Source organism: Neorhizobium galegae (genome assembly GCF_021391675.1).
GTDB lineage: Bacteria > Pseudomonadota > Alphaproteobacteria > Rhizobiales > Rhizobiaceae > Neorhizobium > Neorhizobium galegae_B.
Genome location: NZ_CP090095.1, coordinates 3,029,645 through 3,045,564 on the forward strand (window position 1 = coordinate 3,029,645; position 15,920 = coordinate 3,045,564).

Consider the following 15,920-nt stretch of genomic DNA (forward strand, 5'->3'; position numbering starts at 1 on the left):
TGGCGATTGCTCAGGCTTGACGAAAATCAACCGAAGGCGGCATCAAGCTGAACGTCCGTTCAGACTATCGGGAAGTCGTCTTCATCAATCCGCCGCCTTTGCCCGCCACGATTTCTGCACCCCTTGAGGACAAAAAGGGAAAGGAAAAGAACATGTCGGCATTGAAGAAGACGATATCACTCGGCCTCGTCGCACTGTCCGTAGCGGGCGCCCTGACGGTGACGGCTCCGGCGGCAGAAGCCCGCGACCGCCACCATCGCGATGTCTGGCCGGGCGTGGCTGCTGGCCTTGCCGGCGGCATCATCGGCGGCGCGATCGTCGCCGGGTCGCAGCGGCCGGCTTATGCCGAGCCGGAATATGTGGAGCCGGAATACGACTATGCTCCCCCACCCCCGCCCCCGGTCTATTACCGCCGAGCCTATTACCGCGACTATCCGCCGGTCTGCGAACTGGAATGGCGCCGCAACCGCTATGGCGAACCCTATCGCGTCGAAGTCTGCTCGCGCTGATCCGCAAGGCTGATCGCATATCCTGAAGGGCCTGTTTCCGCCGCCGGCGGAGGCAGGCTTTCTGCTGTGGTGGAGACATTCTGAGTGCCGTTGCGGCCGCAGCCGGGAAGCCGCTCCGTTTCGCGATTGCGAAACATCTGCTTGACTTTTGCCCGGAAAACCACCAAATGCGCTTCAGCTTTCACCTTCCGGCCGCCGCGTGAGTTGGCCCCGCGTCATTAAAGACACCGCGAAGAAGGAACAAGGCGCACAGATAGATCGCCCTCGATCCCGGAGGGTTTAAGCGCTGGAGAGCAATTTCCAACTTGCAAGTTCCCACTTCACGCGGGGTTCTTGACGCCAAAGGCAGACCGGACGGCATGGTGCCAGTCCGGCGATACGCTTTTGGCGCCCCGAAAAGGTATTCGACTTGACGAATTTCCACGAGCTTGGTCTGTCCAAGCAGACCGTAGCCACTCTTTTTGCGCTCGGTTACGAAACGCCGACCCCGATCCAGGCCCAGGCTATCCCCCAGCTTCTCGAAGGCCGCGACATGGTCGGCCTTGCCCAGACCGGCACCGGCAAGACTGCCGCATTCGGTCTGCCGATCATCGAAATGCTTGCCAAGGACCCGAAGCGTCCTGACAACCGCACCACCCGTACGCTCATCCTCGCTCCGACCCGCGAACTGGTCAACCAGATCGCCGCCAGCCTGAAGAGCTACGTGCGCGGTACGCCGATGAAGATCAACGCCGTCGTCGGCGGCGCCTCGATCAACAAGCAGCAGCTGCAGCTCGAAAAGGGCACCGACATTCTCGTCGCCACCCCGGGCCGCTTGCTCGACCTGATCGCCCGCCGTGCCATCGGCCTGACCGCGGTTCGTTACCTCGTTCTCGACGAAGCCGACCAGATGCTCGATCTCGGCTTCATCCACGATCTGCGCAAGATTTCCAAGATGGTGCCGAACAAGCGCCAGACCCTGCTCTTCTCGGCCACCATGCCGAAGGCGATCGCCGATCTTGCCTCCGACTTCCTCAAGGATCCGGTCCAGGTCTCGGTCACGCCTCCGGGCAAGGCTGCCGACAAGGTCGAACAGTTCGTCCACTTCGTGGTCGGCAAGAACGACAAGACGGACCTTCTGAAGAAGTCGCTCGAAGAAAATCCGACCGGCCGCGCCATGGTCTTCCTGCGCACCAAGCACGGCGCCGAAAAGCTCTCCAAGCATCTCGAGCATATCGGCTTCAAGGTCGCCTCGATCCACGGCAACAAGAGCCAGGGCCAGCGCGAACGTGCCCTCAAGGCCTTCCGTGACAACGAGATCCGCGTTCTGGTCGCCACCGACGTTGCTGCCCGCGGCATCGACATCCCGGGCGTCACCCACGTCTTCAACTACGATCTCCCGGAAGTACCAGACGCTTACGTTCACCGCATCGGCCGTACCGCACGTGCCGGTCGTGACGGCATCGCGATCGCCTTCTGCGCTCCCGACGAAGCGCGTCTGCTGCGCGACATCGAGCGCCTGATGAATATCGAGATCACCACCGCATCCGGCGAACGCCCCGAAGGCGGCCGCCAGCCACGCGGCGGTGCCGGCAACAACAACCGTGGCGGCGCGGCCAATCGCGGCCGTGGCGGCAACGGCCAGGCACGCGGCAACGGCGAAGCCCGTCCCGAGCGCCGCGAACGTCCGGCCCGCAAGCCGTTCTTCGCAGCGGAAGGTGCCGAGGGTGGCGACCGTCCCCAGCGTCCGGCTCGCCCCCAGGGTGACCGCCCGCAGCGCGACAACCGTCGCAACGACGATTTCCGCGGCCAGCGCCGCGGTGAGGACGCTCCGCGCCCGGAAGTCGACAACGACCTGACGACCACGTCGGATTTCCGCCCGGCCAAGAAGCAGTTCGGCTCCCAGAACGGCGAAGGCCGCCCGGCACGCACCGAGCCCCGCAAGGAACACCGCAAGGGCGGCAATGGGGCTCAGAACCCCCATGCCGCACACGGCGCCCATGAGCCCGCTGCCCAGCGCAACAACCGCGGCCCGCGCGTCGAAGCCGCCCGGCCGGCCGCTGGCGGCAACGGAGGCCCGGTAAAGTTCGGCAACGACAACCGTTCCGGCCAGCAGGGCCGCACGCGCCGCCCGGCGTAAGGAACCCTGCATAGGGAAACAAAGCAAAGAGGCCGCTCGCGCGGCCTCTTTTTTTGTCATTTGACCGCAGCGTTTCCGCCGTCCGCATAGAGCGCCGACCCTGCCACAAAGCTCGCCATCGGGCTCGCCAGGAAAAGTGCGGCCCGGGCGATTTCCTCGGGCTGGGCGATGCGCTTGAGGGCATGCAGCCCCGCCGCCCATTCCTTTTGTGCCGCGTCGCCGGCCATGGGAGTGTCGGTGCCGCCGGGCAACAGCGCATTGGCGCGTATGCCGCGCGCGCCATAGTCGGCGGTAATCCCTTTCACCAGACCCATGATCCCGGCCTTCGATGCGCCATAGGCGCCCATGCCGGGGATGCCGACGCTGGTGCCGACGAATGTGGAGGTGAAGATGATCGATCCGCCGCCGCGTTCGAGCATGGCCGGGATCTGCAAACGGGCGCCGAGGAAGGCGCTCGTGAGGTTCATGGTCATGGTATGCTCCCACTCCTCTCGCGTCACCTCGCCTAGCGGCTTGTAGGGCCCGACCGTACCGGCATTGTTCAGGGCGATGTCGAGACCGCCGAACCGGCCAAGCGCCGCTTCGAGCAATGCCCGGTGGGTCTCCTCGTCCGCGACATCGCCTGCCACGGCAACCGCACGGCCGCCGGCCGCCTTGATCTCGGAAACAAGTTTTTGCAATTCCGCCTCGCCTCGCGCGTTGGCAACAACGGCAGCCCCTTCCCGGGCGAAGAGAAGGGCGGCGGCCCGGCCGATGCCGCTCGATGCGCCGGTAACGATAGCAACTTTGTCGGTTAGCATGATGTACCTCCTGTTGGTGACATCCGCTGTCTAAGGCTGCCCGACCCGCATCGACACCCGTTTCCTGACCGAATGAAAAACAGAAGCGGTAAGAGCCTGGGACGGGCCTGTCTGCTCCGACAGAAGCCTGCCTCATCCTCCAGAGAATCGGGGATCGCCGTCAGGATCTTCAAAGTAGAAGTCGTCCTCCATTCCGGAAGGTCCGGTGTTACTTGTTGGGCGCCTCGACGCTGAGCAGCGAGCGCACCAACGCAGCCTGGCTGCGCACACCGGTCTTGTCGAAAATCCGCTGCAGCTGAGTGCGTAGCGTATTGATGCTAACTGCCAGGAGTTCGGCGGCACCTGCGAGGTCGTGGCCATCAACGATCAGTCGGGCAAGCCTAACCTGTGCGGGTGACAGACCATAAATCTCCTTCGCTCCATCGATCCGGCGTGCGACGGTCTCCGCATCGTCGAACGACACCAGCGTCTTGCCATCTTCGAGCCGAACCCAACAGTAGAGCGGCACCCCCGCTGTGTCTTCACCAAGTGCCACCGCCCAGGCCTGCTTCGGCGATAGGCTTAGCCGTGTCTGGCCCTGCAGTTCTCGGAAGGCCAGGTGCACGGCGTCACGAAGTGCGGGATCGTGTTCGCGCCGCCGCGCGCGGAGGCGGCCGGCGTCGACGGCGAGTCCCTGATGGTCGCGTATCCGCTCCTGCGCGAGCCGGTTCGTCCACAGGATTCGCTTATCCGCATCGACCTCGATCAACGGGGAGTTCGCCTGTTCGACGGTGCTCTCCATCATCACCATGCAGCCGATCTTCCAGCCACCATCGACCCTGTGCAGGATTTTTAGTTCGCGTTTCAGATCGTCGCCGGCATCAATCCCGATCTGGTCGTAGGTGACCCAGGCCATGTTCCCTGCGATGACGATGTTAACCTTCTCCCACCGAACGCGCTCGAAATCGGCGTGTTTCTCCGGGAAACGCTCCATGATCGTCTCAAGTCGTGCGGCAATAGCGTCCCAGCCTTCGTCGATCCGGATGCCCAGCGAAGCAAAGTATTCCATCCGCCGGGTCTGCGGCGACTGCAGCCAGTGGCTAGCCAATGCCTCGAAGTCTCGCTGCAGCCAAGCCTCGGTCTCGCTGCGGATCACTACAAGTATCGCGGCCTTGTCAGCCTCGCTTTCATCCATACCACGATCTCCGGTGACGTCGGGTCGCAGCATAACACGGCTGATATTTCGTGGCATGAGACCACATCAGATCAGCGTTGTACAAAGGATCAGGAACATGCCGGCCGTCATGGCGATCGACCCAAGCAGCCCCAGGCTCAAGCGCGTTAGTGCCATCTGGTCCGAGTAGTAGCGGTCCTCGGCCCAGGCACTCATCCGCACCGGTTGGGCCTGGGTGTGAATGTGTGTGATGGCGAGACTGTAAATGTCCATGATCTCCTCCGGTCCTGGCGCTTTCATCCATGCATCCTGGCATGGAGAGGCGCCATGACCTGTCATGCGAGAGGACGACAGCGGAGAGGTTAACGGCGGGAGCCGCTGACCTCACTTTTCAGATCGGCCGGGTTTCTATCGCCAAAAGACGAAAAGGGGCGACCCGCAGAGCCGCCCTTTCAACATTCAGATCTTTGCCCTGCTTACGCCGGACAGCGCTTGCGGCACTGCTAGCCGCCGGTGCGGTTGTCGTTGCCGAATTCACCGGGCCGCGGTTCTCGCCGTTTGCCGCACTGGCCGTGGCCTCCGTTGGCCGCCTTTCGCTGGGCAGGGCGGAAATCCGACGTGGTCGCCAGATCGTTGTCGGCTTCGAAGCCCGGGGCTTCCTCGCGCGACGCTGGCCGCGGAAATCGTCGTTGCGGCGGTTGTCGCTCTGCGGACGGTCACCATGGGACGATCGCCGTGCGAGCGGGCCGGACGTTCGCGGCACTCAGGAGAGCTTTCGCTGTTGCCGCGCGCCTGGCCATCGCCTTCAGGCCTTTCGGTTCACCATGTAGACGCCCGCCACCACGATCACCGTGCCGACGATCATCTGCAGGGTCAGCGGCTCGCCGAACAGGATCGCCGCCTCGATCGCCACGACCGGGGGCATCAGGTAGATGAGCGAGGCGGCGCGGGACACCTGGCCGCGGCGGATGAGGTAGAGCAGCAGGCCAACGGCGCCCATGGACAGGCCGAGGACAGACCAGGCCATGGCGAGGATCGCCTCATGCGTCCAGTCGAAGCGCAGGTTTTCAAGGCTGAGCGCCAGCGGGATGGTGACGATCAGCGCGCCGACGAATTGCAGCGTGGCGATCGAGAACAGGTCGCCCTCCTGCAGGTGCCGCTTCTGATAGAGCGTGCCGTAGGTGACCGACGTCATGGCGACGAGGTTGATCAGCACGGGAACCGCAAGTCCGGCCAGCCCGCGCTCGAAAAGGTCGAGAAGCTGCGTCGAGATCGCGATCAGGATGCCGGCAAAACCGAGCGCCAGGCCGACCTTCTGCAAGGGCTTGAGGCGCTCTCCGAGGAAAAGCGGCGCGACCATGGCGGTCAGCAGCGGCTGCAGGCCGGCGATGATGCCGGAAAGCCCCGCCGGCACGCCCTGCCCGATCGCATACCAGACGCCGGCGAGATAGAGCCCGTGCAGGAAAACACCCGAGAACATCGCATGGCCGAGCTGGGCCCGGCTCTTCGGCCATTTTGCCCGCGTGATCAGGCAGACCGCGAAAAACGCCGCGGCGGCGAGTGCGTGCCGCCCGGCCAGGAACGTCAGGGGGTCGGCGTGCGCCGCCGCATATTTCGCGACGATCCAGCCCGTGGACCAGAGGAGGACGAAGAGGGCCGGAGCCAGGCGGTCGAGCATGATGGGGATGTCCGGCGGAGATTTCGGCAGCGGCCGTTTTCATGGAAGCCGCCTGCTTATTCCCACCCCGTTTCATCGTCAAAGCAGAAAAACTGATGATTGCGATGAGCGGCGCTTGACCACTGCCTGAGCAGGACTTGGGCAGCTGATGTTTTTCAAGGCAGGAGACTTATTCATCTCCTCCTAAAGTAGGGAGCTTGCCGAGCGCCAGAATCAGCGCATTTACTGGTGGGGGGAGCGTCGAAACTGTATTTTTTTGACGCGCGGAATTCTTTTCCGCCAATTGCGCACAGTTCTTGCATTGCCTTCACTGTTGTACTCTTATGGCCAAAAAAAGGGGAATGCGTCTTTGGCATTTGATGAAATGTTGACTGCGGAAAACCTTCCGCGACCGCCATACAAGACCTACCACGAATGGTATGCCAGTCAGGATGCTGCGCACCTGATCCGCAAGACCCAGGATGCGGAAAACATATTCAGAAAGACGGGCATCACATTCGCGGTCTATGGACACGCAGACAGTTCCGAAAAGCTCATCCCCTTCGACATCATTCCCCGCATCATTTCCGCCCGTGAATGGCGCAAGCTCGCGCAGGGCATCGAGCAGCGGGTTCTGGCGCTCAACGCCTTCCTCGACGACATCTACCACAAGCAGGAGATCATCAAGGCCGGCCGCATTCCCCGCGCGCTGATCGAGAGGAACGTCACCTTCCTTCCCGAAATGATCGGCTTCAAGCCGCCGGGCGGCGTCTACACCCATATCGTCGGTACCGACATCGTGCGCACCGGCGAGGACCAGTTCTACGTGCTGGAAGACAATGCCCGCACGCCGTCCGGAGTTTCCTACATGCTGGAAAACCGGGAAACCATGATGCAGATGTTCCCCGAACTGTTTACGCTGAACAAGGTGCAGCGGGTCGAGGACTATCCGCGGCTGCTGCGCCAGTCGCTCGCCTCGCTTGCCCCTCCCGGCTGCAAGGGCCGGCCACGCGTCGCGGTGCTGACGCCCGGCATCTTCAATTCGGCCTATTACGAACACTCGTTCCTCGCCGACCAGATGGGCGTCGAACTCGTCGAGGGCGGCGATCTGCGCGTCATCGACGGCCGCGTCAAGATGCGCACAACAAGGGGGTACGAGGCGATCGACGTCCTCTACCGCCGCGTCGACGACGACTTCCTCGATCCGATGACCTTTCGCGCGGATTCGGCGCTCGGCATTCCAGGCATCATGGACGTCTACCGGGCCGGCAACATCACCATCGCCAATGCACCCGGCACCGGCATCTGCGACGACAAGGCGATCTATTCCTACATGCCCGAGATCGTCGAGTTCTATACGGGCCGCAAGGCGCTGCTCGAAAACGTGCCGACCTGGCGCTGTTCCGAGCCCGACAGCCTCAAATACGTGCTGGAGCACATCGAGGAACTGGTCGTCAAGGAAGTGCACGGTTCGGGCGGCTACGGCATGCTGGTAGGCCCGACGGCCAGCAAGAAGGAGCGCACCGACTTTGCCGAGAAGCTGGCGGCCAGGCCCGACAACTACATCGCCCAGCCGACACTGGCGCTGTCCACCGTGCCGATCTTCGTCAACAAGGGGATCGCCCCCCGTCACGTCGACCTGCGCCCCTATGTGCTCGTCTCCGACAAGGTGAAGATCATCCCCGGCGGCCTGACCCGCGTGGCCCTGAAACAGGGTTCGCTGGTGGTCAATTCCAGCCAGGGCGGCGGCACCAAGGACACTTGGGTACTGGAAGATTGAGGTCGTAGATACATGCTCGGAAGAACTGCAAACGGCCTCTACTGGATGTTCCGCTACATCGAGCGGGCGGAGAATATCGCCCGCCTCGTCGACGCGGGCCTGCGCGTATCGCTGACCCGCGCCGGCTCCTCCGACGAGGATTGGCACGGCGTGCTCGAAAGCGCCGGCGTGCGCGAAGCCTATTCGGAAGTGCACGCCGAACTGACGGCGGCGGACGCCATCGACTACCTGCTGCGCGACACGTCGAACCCGTCGAGCGTCATGTCCTGCATCGAATTCGGGCGCAACAACGCCCGCATGGTACGCACCGCGCTGACCCGCGAAACCTGGGAGGCGACCAACGAATGCTGGATCGACCTGAAGGCCCGGCTTTCCCGCAAGGTGAAGCAGACCGACCTGCCGGAACTGATCGACGTCATCAAGCACCGCTGCGGCCTGATCCGCGGCGCCTTCCACGGCTCGATGCTGAGAAACGACCTCTACAACTTCTCGCGCATCGGCACCTTCATCGAGCGCGCCGACAACACCAGCCGCATTCTCGACGTGAAATATTACGTGCTTCTGCCGGCGATCAGCCAGGTCGGATCGAAACTCGACAACTACCAATGGGAATCGATTCTGCGCTCGGTCTCGGCCCACCGTTCCTACGGCTGGGTCTATGACGGCGAATATCAATCCGCCAACATCGCCGACTTCCTGATCCTGAAAGTCCAGATGCCGCGCTCGCTCGCCTATTGTTACGAGAAGATCGTCAGCAATCTCGGCTATCTTGGGGAAACCTATGGGGAGCAGGTGAAGGCGCACGAGACAGCGGCAGCGATCCACTCGACGCTGAAGCGGGGCTCCATCTCCGACATCATGGATCACGGCCTGCACGAATTCCTGGAGGACTTTGTCAGCCGCAACAACCAGCTCAGCGCCGAGATCTCCGAAGGCTACCGCTTTTATCAATAGGCCCAACAGGCACAGGATTTACCGCACATGCGGCTCAAGATCGCCCATACGACCGAATATCTCTATGACGAGCCGGTGCCCTATTCGCTGCAGCGCCTCAGGCTGACGCCGACCGACGGCCCCGGCCAGAAGGTCATCAACTGGTCGATCACCGTCGATGGCGCCAAGATCGAGGCGGGTTATGCCGACCAGTTCGGCAACCGCGTCGAGCTGGTCTCCACCGAAGGCACCGAGCACACGATCCGCATCACCGCATCCGGCGAGGTGGAGACCCAGGACCGCGCCGGCGTCTTCGGCCCGCACCAGGGGTTCTGCCCGCTCTGGCTGTTCCTGCGCGACACGGCGCTGACCAAGCCCGGCAAGCTCATCCGCGAACTCGCCAAAAGCCTCAAGGGCGACAGCGAGCTTGCCAAGATGCACGCGCTCATGGAGGCGATCCACGAGACCGTTGCCTATGTGCCGGGCGCGACGGGCACCGAGACGACTGCCGAACAGGCGCTGGAGGCAAAGACCGGCGTCTGCCAGGACCATACCCATATCTTCATCACTGCCGCCCGCCTGCTGGATATCCCGGCGCGCTACATTTCCGGCTACCTGCTGATGGAAGGCGAGACCGAACAGGCCGCAACCCATGCCTGGGCGGAAGTGCATCTGCCGGGCCTCGGCTGGGTCGGCTTCGACACGTCGAACAAGATCTGCCCGAACGACAGTTACGTTCGGGTCGCTTCCGGCCTCTGCTACCGCGATTGCGCCCCCGTCTCCGGCATGCGCCTCGGCCCGGCCGGCGAAAACCTCAAGGTTTCGCTGACGGTGGCGCAAAGCCAAAGCCAGCAGGGCCAGACGCAGTCCCAAGGGTAACAAACGCGCCAAGACCGGGGACGCCGTCCGGCATGGCAGGCGTTCTCGGCCGACCGTAAAATCACCGGCTCACACCGTTGTGCGGCGCAATGGTTTGTTAACCACGGACGGCATTCCCGATTTTTCAAGCAGTTCAAGGGTTGAAGATTCCGGAGGCGGCAATCTATGCTGCATTGCGGCATGGACTATTGCTGCCTACGATGCGCGGGGCTGCGGGTTACCGAAACGCATGGCAAATGCCATGCCCGAATGAGGATACCAGATGCTTGAGACGTCCAAAACCAAGCCGCAGGATCTCGAATCGATCGCGCGCCATGGCGGAACTTTCCGGCGAATGGCCGCACGCCTGCCCACTTATCTTACCGACCTGCGGGAAAACCCGGCTTGGCTTCCGATGTTCCTTTTGGCCCGGACAATTCCGTTCAGGCGGGCGCATTGGCTAACCGCCCGGCGCGTCTCGAAGTCCGTGCCGACGGAGACATCGATGTTCGGCGATATCGAAGCCGATAAGGTCGCCGACGAACTCAGACGGAACGGAATCTTCACCGGCCTGGTCCTGCCCGATGCGATTAGGCAGGAGATTGCCCGTTTTTCATCCGAAACCCCTTGTTTCGGCAATTTCGAGCGGAAACTCGAATTCCGTGCCGACGAACATGCGGAAGCGGAACGCCGATTCGGGCGGGCGATCTTGAGCGGCCACCATTTCGAAAGGATCGCCGATTGCGAGGCGGCGGTCGCGGTGCAGCAGGATCCTCTTCTTCTCGATATCGCAAAGCACTATCTCGGTGGCGAAGCCAAGCTCATCACCACCCGGACGTGGTGGAGCTTTCCCACGCAATCCGCTTCGGAGGCCGATCTCAGCCGTGCCTCCTTCAAGTTTCATTTCGATCTGGACGACTGGCGGATGCTGAAATTTTTCTTCTACCTGTCGAATGTCGATGAGGACGCGGGACCGCACGTCTATATGCGCGGCAGCCACAACAAGCGGCGTCTCAAGCACCAGTTGACCCTGCTGGTTGGGCATCCGGCGGAAGAAGTGCTCGAATTCTACGGAGAGGAAAGCGCCGTCACCCTGACGGGCAAGGCGGGCTATGGGTTCGTCGAAGACCCCTTCGGCTTCCATATGGGGACGGTGGCAAAACATCACCCGCGTCTCATGATGGAAGTCGGGTTCGGCGTATCGAAACCCTCAAAGCGCAGATATCACGGCGAGCCCATCGTGCGCTGATATGAGCCTGACGCCTCGATGAACCCCCGAAGGGGCTCATCCGATAGCCGCCGATATGCCCGCACAAGCTCGACGCCACCTTCGCATGTTCTGGTGCCGCCCCATAAAAGAGGTGGCGCATGCTGTTTGGGCAATCGGTCTTCCAGTCGGTCCTGACGCGACTGAAGCAGGAGCATGGCGAAGGCGAGGCCGAGGAGGCAGGCACGGGTTTCCGCATCAAGGGGCTCGGCATGGGTTTCGTCGCGCCGCAGGATGACGGCCCGGTGGTGACGGCCACCGGGACCGAGGCCTATTTCGCTTTCCTTCCCGACGTTGCCGAGATCGCAATCGAATCGGTGCTGGCGCAAGAGCAGCCGCCGGCACCGGTCATCCCCGCCCACCTGTTGCGGCTGACGACCGAGGAGATCGCCTCGGAGCTTGACATCACGGCTGCCGACACGGAGGCGACGCTCGGCGAAAAACGCCGGCATTTCGCCAAGGCCAACCATCCCGACGGGGTCGCACCGGAATTCCGGGAGAACGCCAATACCCGCATGAAGACCGCCAACCTGCTGATCGACACCGCGATCAAAGGCCTGTTCTGGCGCTAGATCAAATCCTGGTCCTGCGGCTCGTCGGCAGGTCTCTCCGCCGGCGGCTTTTTCCTTTCGATGAACAGTTTGTAGGCGGCGTAGGCGCCCAGGCCGCCGATGATGACCGCCCAGAACGGCTCTCCGGCGACCAGTTCGAATATCGCCCAGGCGGCGCAGACCGCCGGGATCAGCACCCGGCGCCAGAGCGGCTCGTAGAAGGGATGGTTCGGATCGATCATGGTCTTCACTCCCGGCCAGTCTTTTTGCCACCAGTCATTCCCCGGCGGCCTGCATGCTCTGGCGTGAACCGATGATATCCTGGTCGACGATCGAAAATGCAAGGTTGAGATGTCCCTCGAATACCAGGGAAGGCTCGTCCGGCACGACGGTCAGGCCCGGCATGCCGCCGAGCCGCACCACATGCGTCTGCGCCAGCCCCTCCTCGATGCCCGCCTGCAGCAGATCCTGATAGCGGGCGGGTGCCCGGACCGGTGATGAAGACCGGCATATGCCCATGCAGGCTGAGCAGCCGCGAGAGGCCATAGCCCAACGCTGCACCCGCATTGCGGAATGCGAGTTGGGCCATCCGATTGCCCTGCCGGGCCCGGGCGGCGATCTTGTCGATTTCGGCGACCGGCACGAATTTCGCGGGGATCGTATCCACCGGCACCTCGAAGGCGGCGCGCAGGATGGCATAGAAGCCGGCATAGGCCTCGACGCAGCCGCGCGCACCGCAGCGACAAAGCCCGCCATTCGGCATATGCAGCATGTGCCCGAAATTGGGCGCCGAGATTTCAGGAACCCCGCCGGCGACCCGGCGTGCGATCCCGAGCCCGATGCTGTGGCCGAGCGAAAGCGCCGCGAGAACAGGCTCGCCGCCGCCCTGCATCTTCACCTGGCGTTCGAGCAGCGCGCCCGCCACCAGCAGCGTCTCGTTGTTGAGGATGACCTTGGCGTGCCAGCCGTCTTTCAACGCCGCGGCAAAATCCACCGGCTGGGAACCGAAGACCGGCGACCAGACGAGCACCGGTTCGCTCGGATGCGCCAGCCCCTTGCTGCTGACCGATACGAGGAGCACGCTGCCGCGGTCGATGCGGGAGCGTTCGACGGCCCGTTCCAGGCCCGCCGAGATGGCCGCCAGGAAGGCTGCCGTGCCGCCCTCGCCGCGGGGTTCGCCGAACCGGTCGAGCAGCGTGCCTGCATAATCGATCAGCGAATATTGAATCAGGTCCGACGAGATGATGACGGTGATGAGATAACCGCAATTGCGGCGCTGGCTGAACAGCACGCGCGGCCGTCCGCGGCCGACGGTCGCCTGCTGCTCGCTCTTTTCGATGATGCGGGCGCGCTCCAGGTCGGCGGTGATCGAGGAGATCGTGGCCGACGCCAGCCCGGTCGCATCCGAGATTTCCGTATGCGCGAGCCGGCCGTGGCGACGCAGCGCAGACAGCACGAGCGCGCTGTTCTGCTGCCGGACCAGTTCCGTGCTCGATTTCGCCAGCATTCCGCCTGCAGCCTCCCTCACTCCATCTGTCGATACGGCAGTGCCTTCCCCTCCACAAGTGCCGATTGACAGCCCTCGGAATCTCTGACATCTAATTTCTCGACTGTCGAGAAAAAAGCTGAATGCTTTCTCCGGCAGATTATCTGGCGGGGGGAGAGCACGGAGGCTAGCGCCCATCCGCCGTCACTCGGGAGGACATTATGAGATCATTCGTAAAGCTGATGGCCGGCGCGGCCATCCTCGTTTCCATGCATTCCGCCACCATGGCGGCCAATCTCGTCGTCGGCGTTTCCTGGTCGAACTTCCAGGAAGAGCGTTGGAAGACCGACGAAGCCGCCATCAAGAAGGCGCTTGCAGCTGCCGGCGCCAAGTATATTTCCGCTGATGCCCAGTCGTCCGCCGCAAAGCAGCTCACCGACGTCGAGTCGCTGATCTCGCAGGGCGCCAACGCCCTGATCGTTCTGGCGCAGGATTCGAGCGCCATCGGCCCGGCCGTCGAAAAGGCAGCAGCCGAAGGCATCCCGGTCGTCGGTTACGACCGCCTGATCGAAAATCCGGCTGCGTTCTACATCACCTTCGACAACAAGGAAGTCGGCCGCCTGCAGGCTCAGGGCGTCTTCAAGGCAAAGCCTGAAGGCAACTATGTCTTCATCAAGGGTTCTTCCTCCGATCCGAACGCGGACTTCCTGTTCGCCGGCCAGATGGAAGTGCTGAAGGCGGCGATCGACGCCGGCAAGATCAAGAATGTCGGCGAAGCCTATACCGACGGCTGGAAGCCCGAAAACGCCCAGAAGAACATGGAACAGTTCCTGACCAAGAACAACAACAAGGTCAATGCGGTCGTGGCATCCAACGACGGCACTGCCGGCGGTGCGATCGCGGCGCTCGACGCCCAGGGGTTGGCAGGTTCGGTTCCGGTTTCCGGCCAGGACGCCGACAAGGCAGCCCTGAACCGCGTGGCGCTCGGCACCCAGACCGTATCCGTCTGGAAGGACAGCCGAGAACTCGGCAAGAACGCCGCTGAAATCGCTCTGGCACTTGCCGGCGGCAAGAAGCTGACCGAGATCAAGGGCGTCCAGACCTTCGAAGGCGGTCCGAAGAAGGTGAAGATGCAGTCGGTCTTCCTGAAGCCGCAGGCAATCACCAAGGACAACCTGAACGTCGTCATCGACGCGGGCTGGATCAGCAAGGCCGAAGCCTGCAAGGGCGTCAAGGCCGGCGCAGTGGCTGCCTGCAAGTAACGCATGGCTTTGCACAGACGATAAACTCACCGACGCCGCAGCACTTCTGCCGCGGCGTCGGTTTTCGGCGTAAGATGGCGCGGCCGCACAAAAGGTACCCCCCGGCGGGTTACTCGGCGGCTGAACGTCGCGCAGGTGCGATCCGGTTCGACATCTTCGAGCCGCAGCGCCTCGCTAAAGTGGGGAACGGCGAATCATGGCCGAGACAATACAGTCCACAACGAATTCCAAGACATCGGGAGCGGCAGGACAGGCGGAAGGCAATATCGTTGCCCGCTTCTTCCGCGCGACCGAGATCGACACGCGTATGCTCGGCATGATCGGCGCGCTGCTGATCATCTGGGTCGGGTTCCATATCCTGACGGGCGGTTTCTTCACCGACGAAGGTGGCCTCTTCCTGACGCCGCGCAACCTCTGGAACCTGTCCGTACAGACCGCCTCGGTGGCGGTGATGGCGACGGGCATGGTCCTTATCATCGTCACCCGCAACATCGACCTTTCCGTGGGTTCGGTACTCGGTTTCACCGGCATGATCATGGGCGTTCTTCAGTCACGGTTGCTCCCCGAGCTGCTCGGCTTTGATCATCCAGCGATCTGGATCGTTTCGCTTGTCTGCGGCATGCTTATCGGCGCGCTGATCGGCGCCTTGCACGGCGTGATAATCGCCTTCATGGGCGTGCCCTCCTTCATCGTTACCCTGGGCGGCCTGCTCATCTGGCGCGGCGCCACCTGGTTCGTGACGAGCGGCCAGACGGTCGCGCCGATGGACGTCAACTTCCGCCTGATGGGCGGCGGCACGGAAGGCTCTATCGGCGCCACCTGGAGCTGGGTCGTCGGCATCCTCGCCTGTCTCGCCATCATCGCGGCGATCATCAACGCCCGCCATCAGCGCAAGCGCTTCTCCTTCCCGCGGCGTCCGGTCTGGGCAGAATACGTGCTGGTCGCGCTCGGCTGCGTCGTCGTGCTCGGCGCAGTTTATATCGCCAACGATTATCCCTGGCCGGAAGCTATCGCCCGCCGTTACGCCGAAGCGAACAACATCGCCTGGCCGGAAGGCGGCCTGTTCATCTCGCAGGGGATCGCCATCCCGGTGCTGATGGCAATCGCGGTCGGCATCGTCATGACCTTCATCGCCACCCGCCTGCGCTTCGGCCGCTATGTCTTCGCCATCGGCGGCAATCCCGAAGCCGCGGAACTCGCGGGCATCAAGACCCGCTGGGTTACGGTCAAGATCTTCGCACTGATGGGCATGCTCTGCGCCATCGCCGCGGCAATCTCGACTGCCCGCCTCAACGCCGCCACCAATGCGCAAGGCGAGCTCGACGAGCTCTACACGATCGCGGCTGCGGTCATCGGCGGCACCTCGCTTGCCGGCGGCATGGGGTCGATCGCCGGCGCCATGCTCGGCGCGCTCGTCATGCAGTCGCTTCAGTCCGGCATGGTGCTGCTCGGCATCGACTCGCCATTCCAGCGCATCGTCGTCGGCATGGTGCTCGTCACGGCCGTCTGGCTCGACACCGTCTATCGCTCTCGCGCCAAATAACA

The 15,920-nt window shown here is 63.0% G+C and carries 14 protein-coding genes and 1 pseudogene; 9 read left to right on the forward strand and 6 right to left on the reverse strand.

Features of this window, described 5'->3' with window-relative positions; translation table 11 throughout:
- The first annotated feature begins 152 nt into the window (after positions 1-152).
- Entirely contained in the window at positions 153-509 is a 357-nt protein-coding gene (locus tag LZK81_RS15060; protein ID WP_046609153.1) for a hypothetical protein, read from the forward strand.
- Positions 510-918: 409 nt separating this feature from the next.
- Entirely contained in the window at positions 919-2,628 is a 1,710-nt protein-coding gene (locus LZK81_RS15065) for a DEAD/DEAH box helicase (protein WP_233953785.1), read from the forward strand.
- Between the two features lie 56 nt (positions 2,629-2,684).
- Here LZK81_RS15065 and LZK81_RS15070 read toward each other — a convergent pair whose 3' ends face one another.
- The 4 genes from LZK81_RS15070 to LZK81_RS15085 all read right to left on the reverse strand — a co-directional run bounded on the left by LZK81_RS15070 (position 2,685) and on the right by LZK81_RS15085 (position 6,262).
- The gene (locus tag LZK81_RS15070; protein WP_233953786.1) at positions 2,685-3,428 is read right to left on the reverse strand and encodes an SDR family oxidoreductase; all 744 of its coding nucleotides are present in this window, start codon (positions 3,426-3,428) and stop codon (positions 2,685-2,687) included.
- A gap of 208 nt (positions 3,429-3,636) precedes the next feature.
- A complete protein-coding gene (locus LZK81_RS15075) occupies positions 3,637-4,602 on the reverse strand; it encodes a LuxR family transcriptional regulator (protein WP_418936445.1) in 966 nt (321 codons plus the stop codon).
- A 66-nt stretch (positions 4,603-4,668) separates the two neighbouring features.
- Positions 4,669-4,854: a hypothetical protein gene (locus LZK81_RS15080; RefSeq protein WP_046609149.1), complete on the reverse strand. Its 186-nt coding sequence runs from the start codon at positions 4,852-4,854 to the stop codon at positions 4,669-4,671.
- A 532-nt stretch (positions 4,855-5,386) separates the two neighbouring features.
- The gene (locus LZK81_RS15085; protein WP_233956578.1) at positions 5,387-6,262 is read right to left on the reverse strand and encodes a DMT family transporter; all 876 of its coding nucleotides are present in this window, start codon (positions 6,260-6,262) and stop codon (positions 5,387-5,389) included.
- A 346-nt stretch (positions 6,263-6,608) separates the two neighbouring features.
- On the opposite strand from LZK81_RS15085, the gene LZK81_RS15090 reads away from it, so the two are divergent.
- From LZK81_RS15090 to LZK81_RS15110, 5 genes are all read left to right on the forward strand, one after another.
- Complete coding sequence (locus tag LZK81_RS15090) at positions 6,609-8,018, forward strand: circularly permuted type 2 ATP-grasp protein (protein ID WP_233953788.1); 1,410 nt, start codon at positions 6,609-6,611, stop codon at positions 8,016-8,018.
- Positions 8,019-8,030: 12 nt separating this feature from the next.
- Positions 8,031-8,972 carry an alpha-E domain-containing protein gene (locus tag LZK81_RS15095; protein ID WP_233953789.1) on the forward strand — a complete coding sequence of 314 codons (942 nt, stop codon included), beginning with the start codon at positions 8,031-8,033 and terminating at the stop codon, positions 8,970-8,972.
- 27 nt (positions 8,973-8,999) lie between these two features.
- Positions 9,000-9,830 carry a transglutaminase family protein gene (locus tag LZK81_RS15100; protein WP_233953790.1) on the forward strand — a complete coding sequence of 277 codons (831 nt, stop codon included), beginning with the start codon at positions 9,000-9,002 and terminating at the stop codon, positions 9,828-9,830.
- Positions 9,831-10,092: 262 nt separating this feature from the next.
- Entirely contained in the window at positions 10,093-11,058 is a 966-nt protein-coding gene (locus LZK81_RS15105; RefSeq protein ID WP_233953791.1) for a hypothetical protein, read from the forward strand.
- A gap of 119 nt (positions 11,059-11,177) precedes the next feature.
- The gene (locus LZK81_RS15110; RefSeq protein ID WP_233953792.1) at positions 11,178-11,648 is read left to right on the forward strand and encodes a hypothetical protein; all 471 of its coding nucleotides are present in this window, start codon (positions 11,178-11,180) and stop codon (positions 11,646-11,648) included.
- On the opposite strand, the gene LZK81_RS15115 is transcribed toward LZK81_RS15110, so the two are convergent.
- Both LZK81_RS15115 and LZK81_RS15120 read right to left on the reverse strand, forming a co-directional pair.
- The gene (locus LZK81_RS15115; protein ID WP_233953793.1) at positions 11,645-11,869 is read right to left on the reverse strand and encodes a DUF3329 domain-containing protein; all 225 of its coding nucleotides are present in this window, start codon (positions 11,867-11,869) and stop codon (positions 11,645-11,647) included. The genes LZK81_RS15110 and LZK81_RS15115 overlap by 4 nt on opposite strands.
- Before the next feature lie 34 nt (positions 11,870-11,903).
- A pseudogene (locus LZK81_RS15120) lies at positions 11,904-13,134 on the reverse strand (ROK family protein).
- A gap of 200 nt (positions 13,135-13,334) precedes the next feature.
- Here LZK81_RS15120 and xylF point away from each other — a divergent pair.
- A complete protein-coding gene (xylF, locus tag LZK81_RS15125) occupies positions 13,335-14,375 on the forward strand; it encodes a D-xylose ABC transporter substrate-binding protein (protein ID WP_233953794.1) in 1,041 nt (346 codons plus the stop codon).
- Positions 14,376-14,571: 196 nt separating this feature from the next.
- Positions 14,572-15,918, forward strand: coding sequence for a sugar ABC transporter permease (locus tag LZK81_RS15130; RefSeq protein WP_233953795.1), 1,347 nt, complete (start codon positions 14,572-14,574; stop codon positions 15,916-15,918).
- Positions 15,919-15,920 lie beyond the last annotated feature (2 nt).

What these genes read in the sequence shown, in the direction of transcription:
- LZK81_RS15060 (WP_046609153.1), top strand. Translation starts at nt 153, where the DNA reads ATGTCGGCATTGAAGAAGACGATATCACTCGGCCTCGTCGCACTGTCC.
- LZK81_RS15070 (WP_233953786.1), bottom strand. Translation starts at nt 3,428, where the DNA reads ATGCTAACCGACAAAGTTGCTATCGTTACCGGCGCATCGAGCGGCATC.
- LZK81_RS15075 (WP_418936445.1), bottom strand. Translation starts at nt 4,602, where the DNA reads ATGGATGAAAGCGAGGCTGACAAGGCCGCGATACTTGTAGTGATCCGC.
- LZK81_RS15080 (WP_046609149.1), bottom strand. Translation starts at nt 4,854, where the DNA reads ATGGACATTTACAGTCTCGCCATCACACACATTCACACCCAGGCCCAA.
- LZK81_RS15095 (WP_233953789.1), top strand. Translation starts at nt 8,031, where the DNA reads ATGCTCGGAAGAACTGCAAACGGCCTCTACTGGATGTTCCGCTACATC.
- LZK81_RS15100 (WP_233953790.1), top strand. Translation starts at nt 9,000, where the DNA reads ATGCGGCTCAAGATCGCCCATACGACCGAATATCTCTATGACGAGCCG.
- LZK81_RS15105 (WP_233953791.1), top strand. Translation starts at nt 10,093, where the DNA reads ATGCTTGAGACGTCCAAAACCAAGCCGCAGGATCTCGAATCGATCGCG.
- LZK81_RS15110 (WP_233953792.1), top strand. Translation starts at nt 11,178, where the DNA reads ATGCTGTTTGGGCAATCGGTCTTCCAGTCGGTCCTGACGCGACTGAAG.
- LZK81_RS15115 (WP_233953793.1), bottom strand. Translation starts at nt 11,869, where the DNA reads ATGATCGATCCGAACCATCCCTTCTACGAGCCGCTCTGGCGCCGGGTG.
- xylF (WP_233953794.1), top strand. Translation starts at nt 13,335, where the DNA reads ATGAGATCATTCGTAAAGCTGATGGCCGGCGCGGCCATCCTCGTTTCC.
- LZK81_RS15130 (WP_233953795.1), top strand. Translation starts at nt 14,572, where the DNA reads ATGGCCGAGACAATACAGTCCACAACGAATTCCAAGACATCGGGAGCG.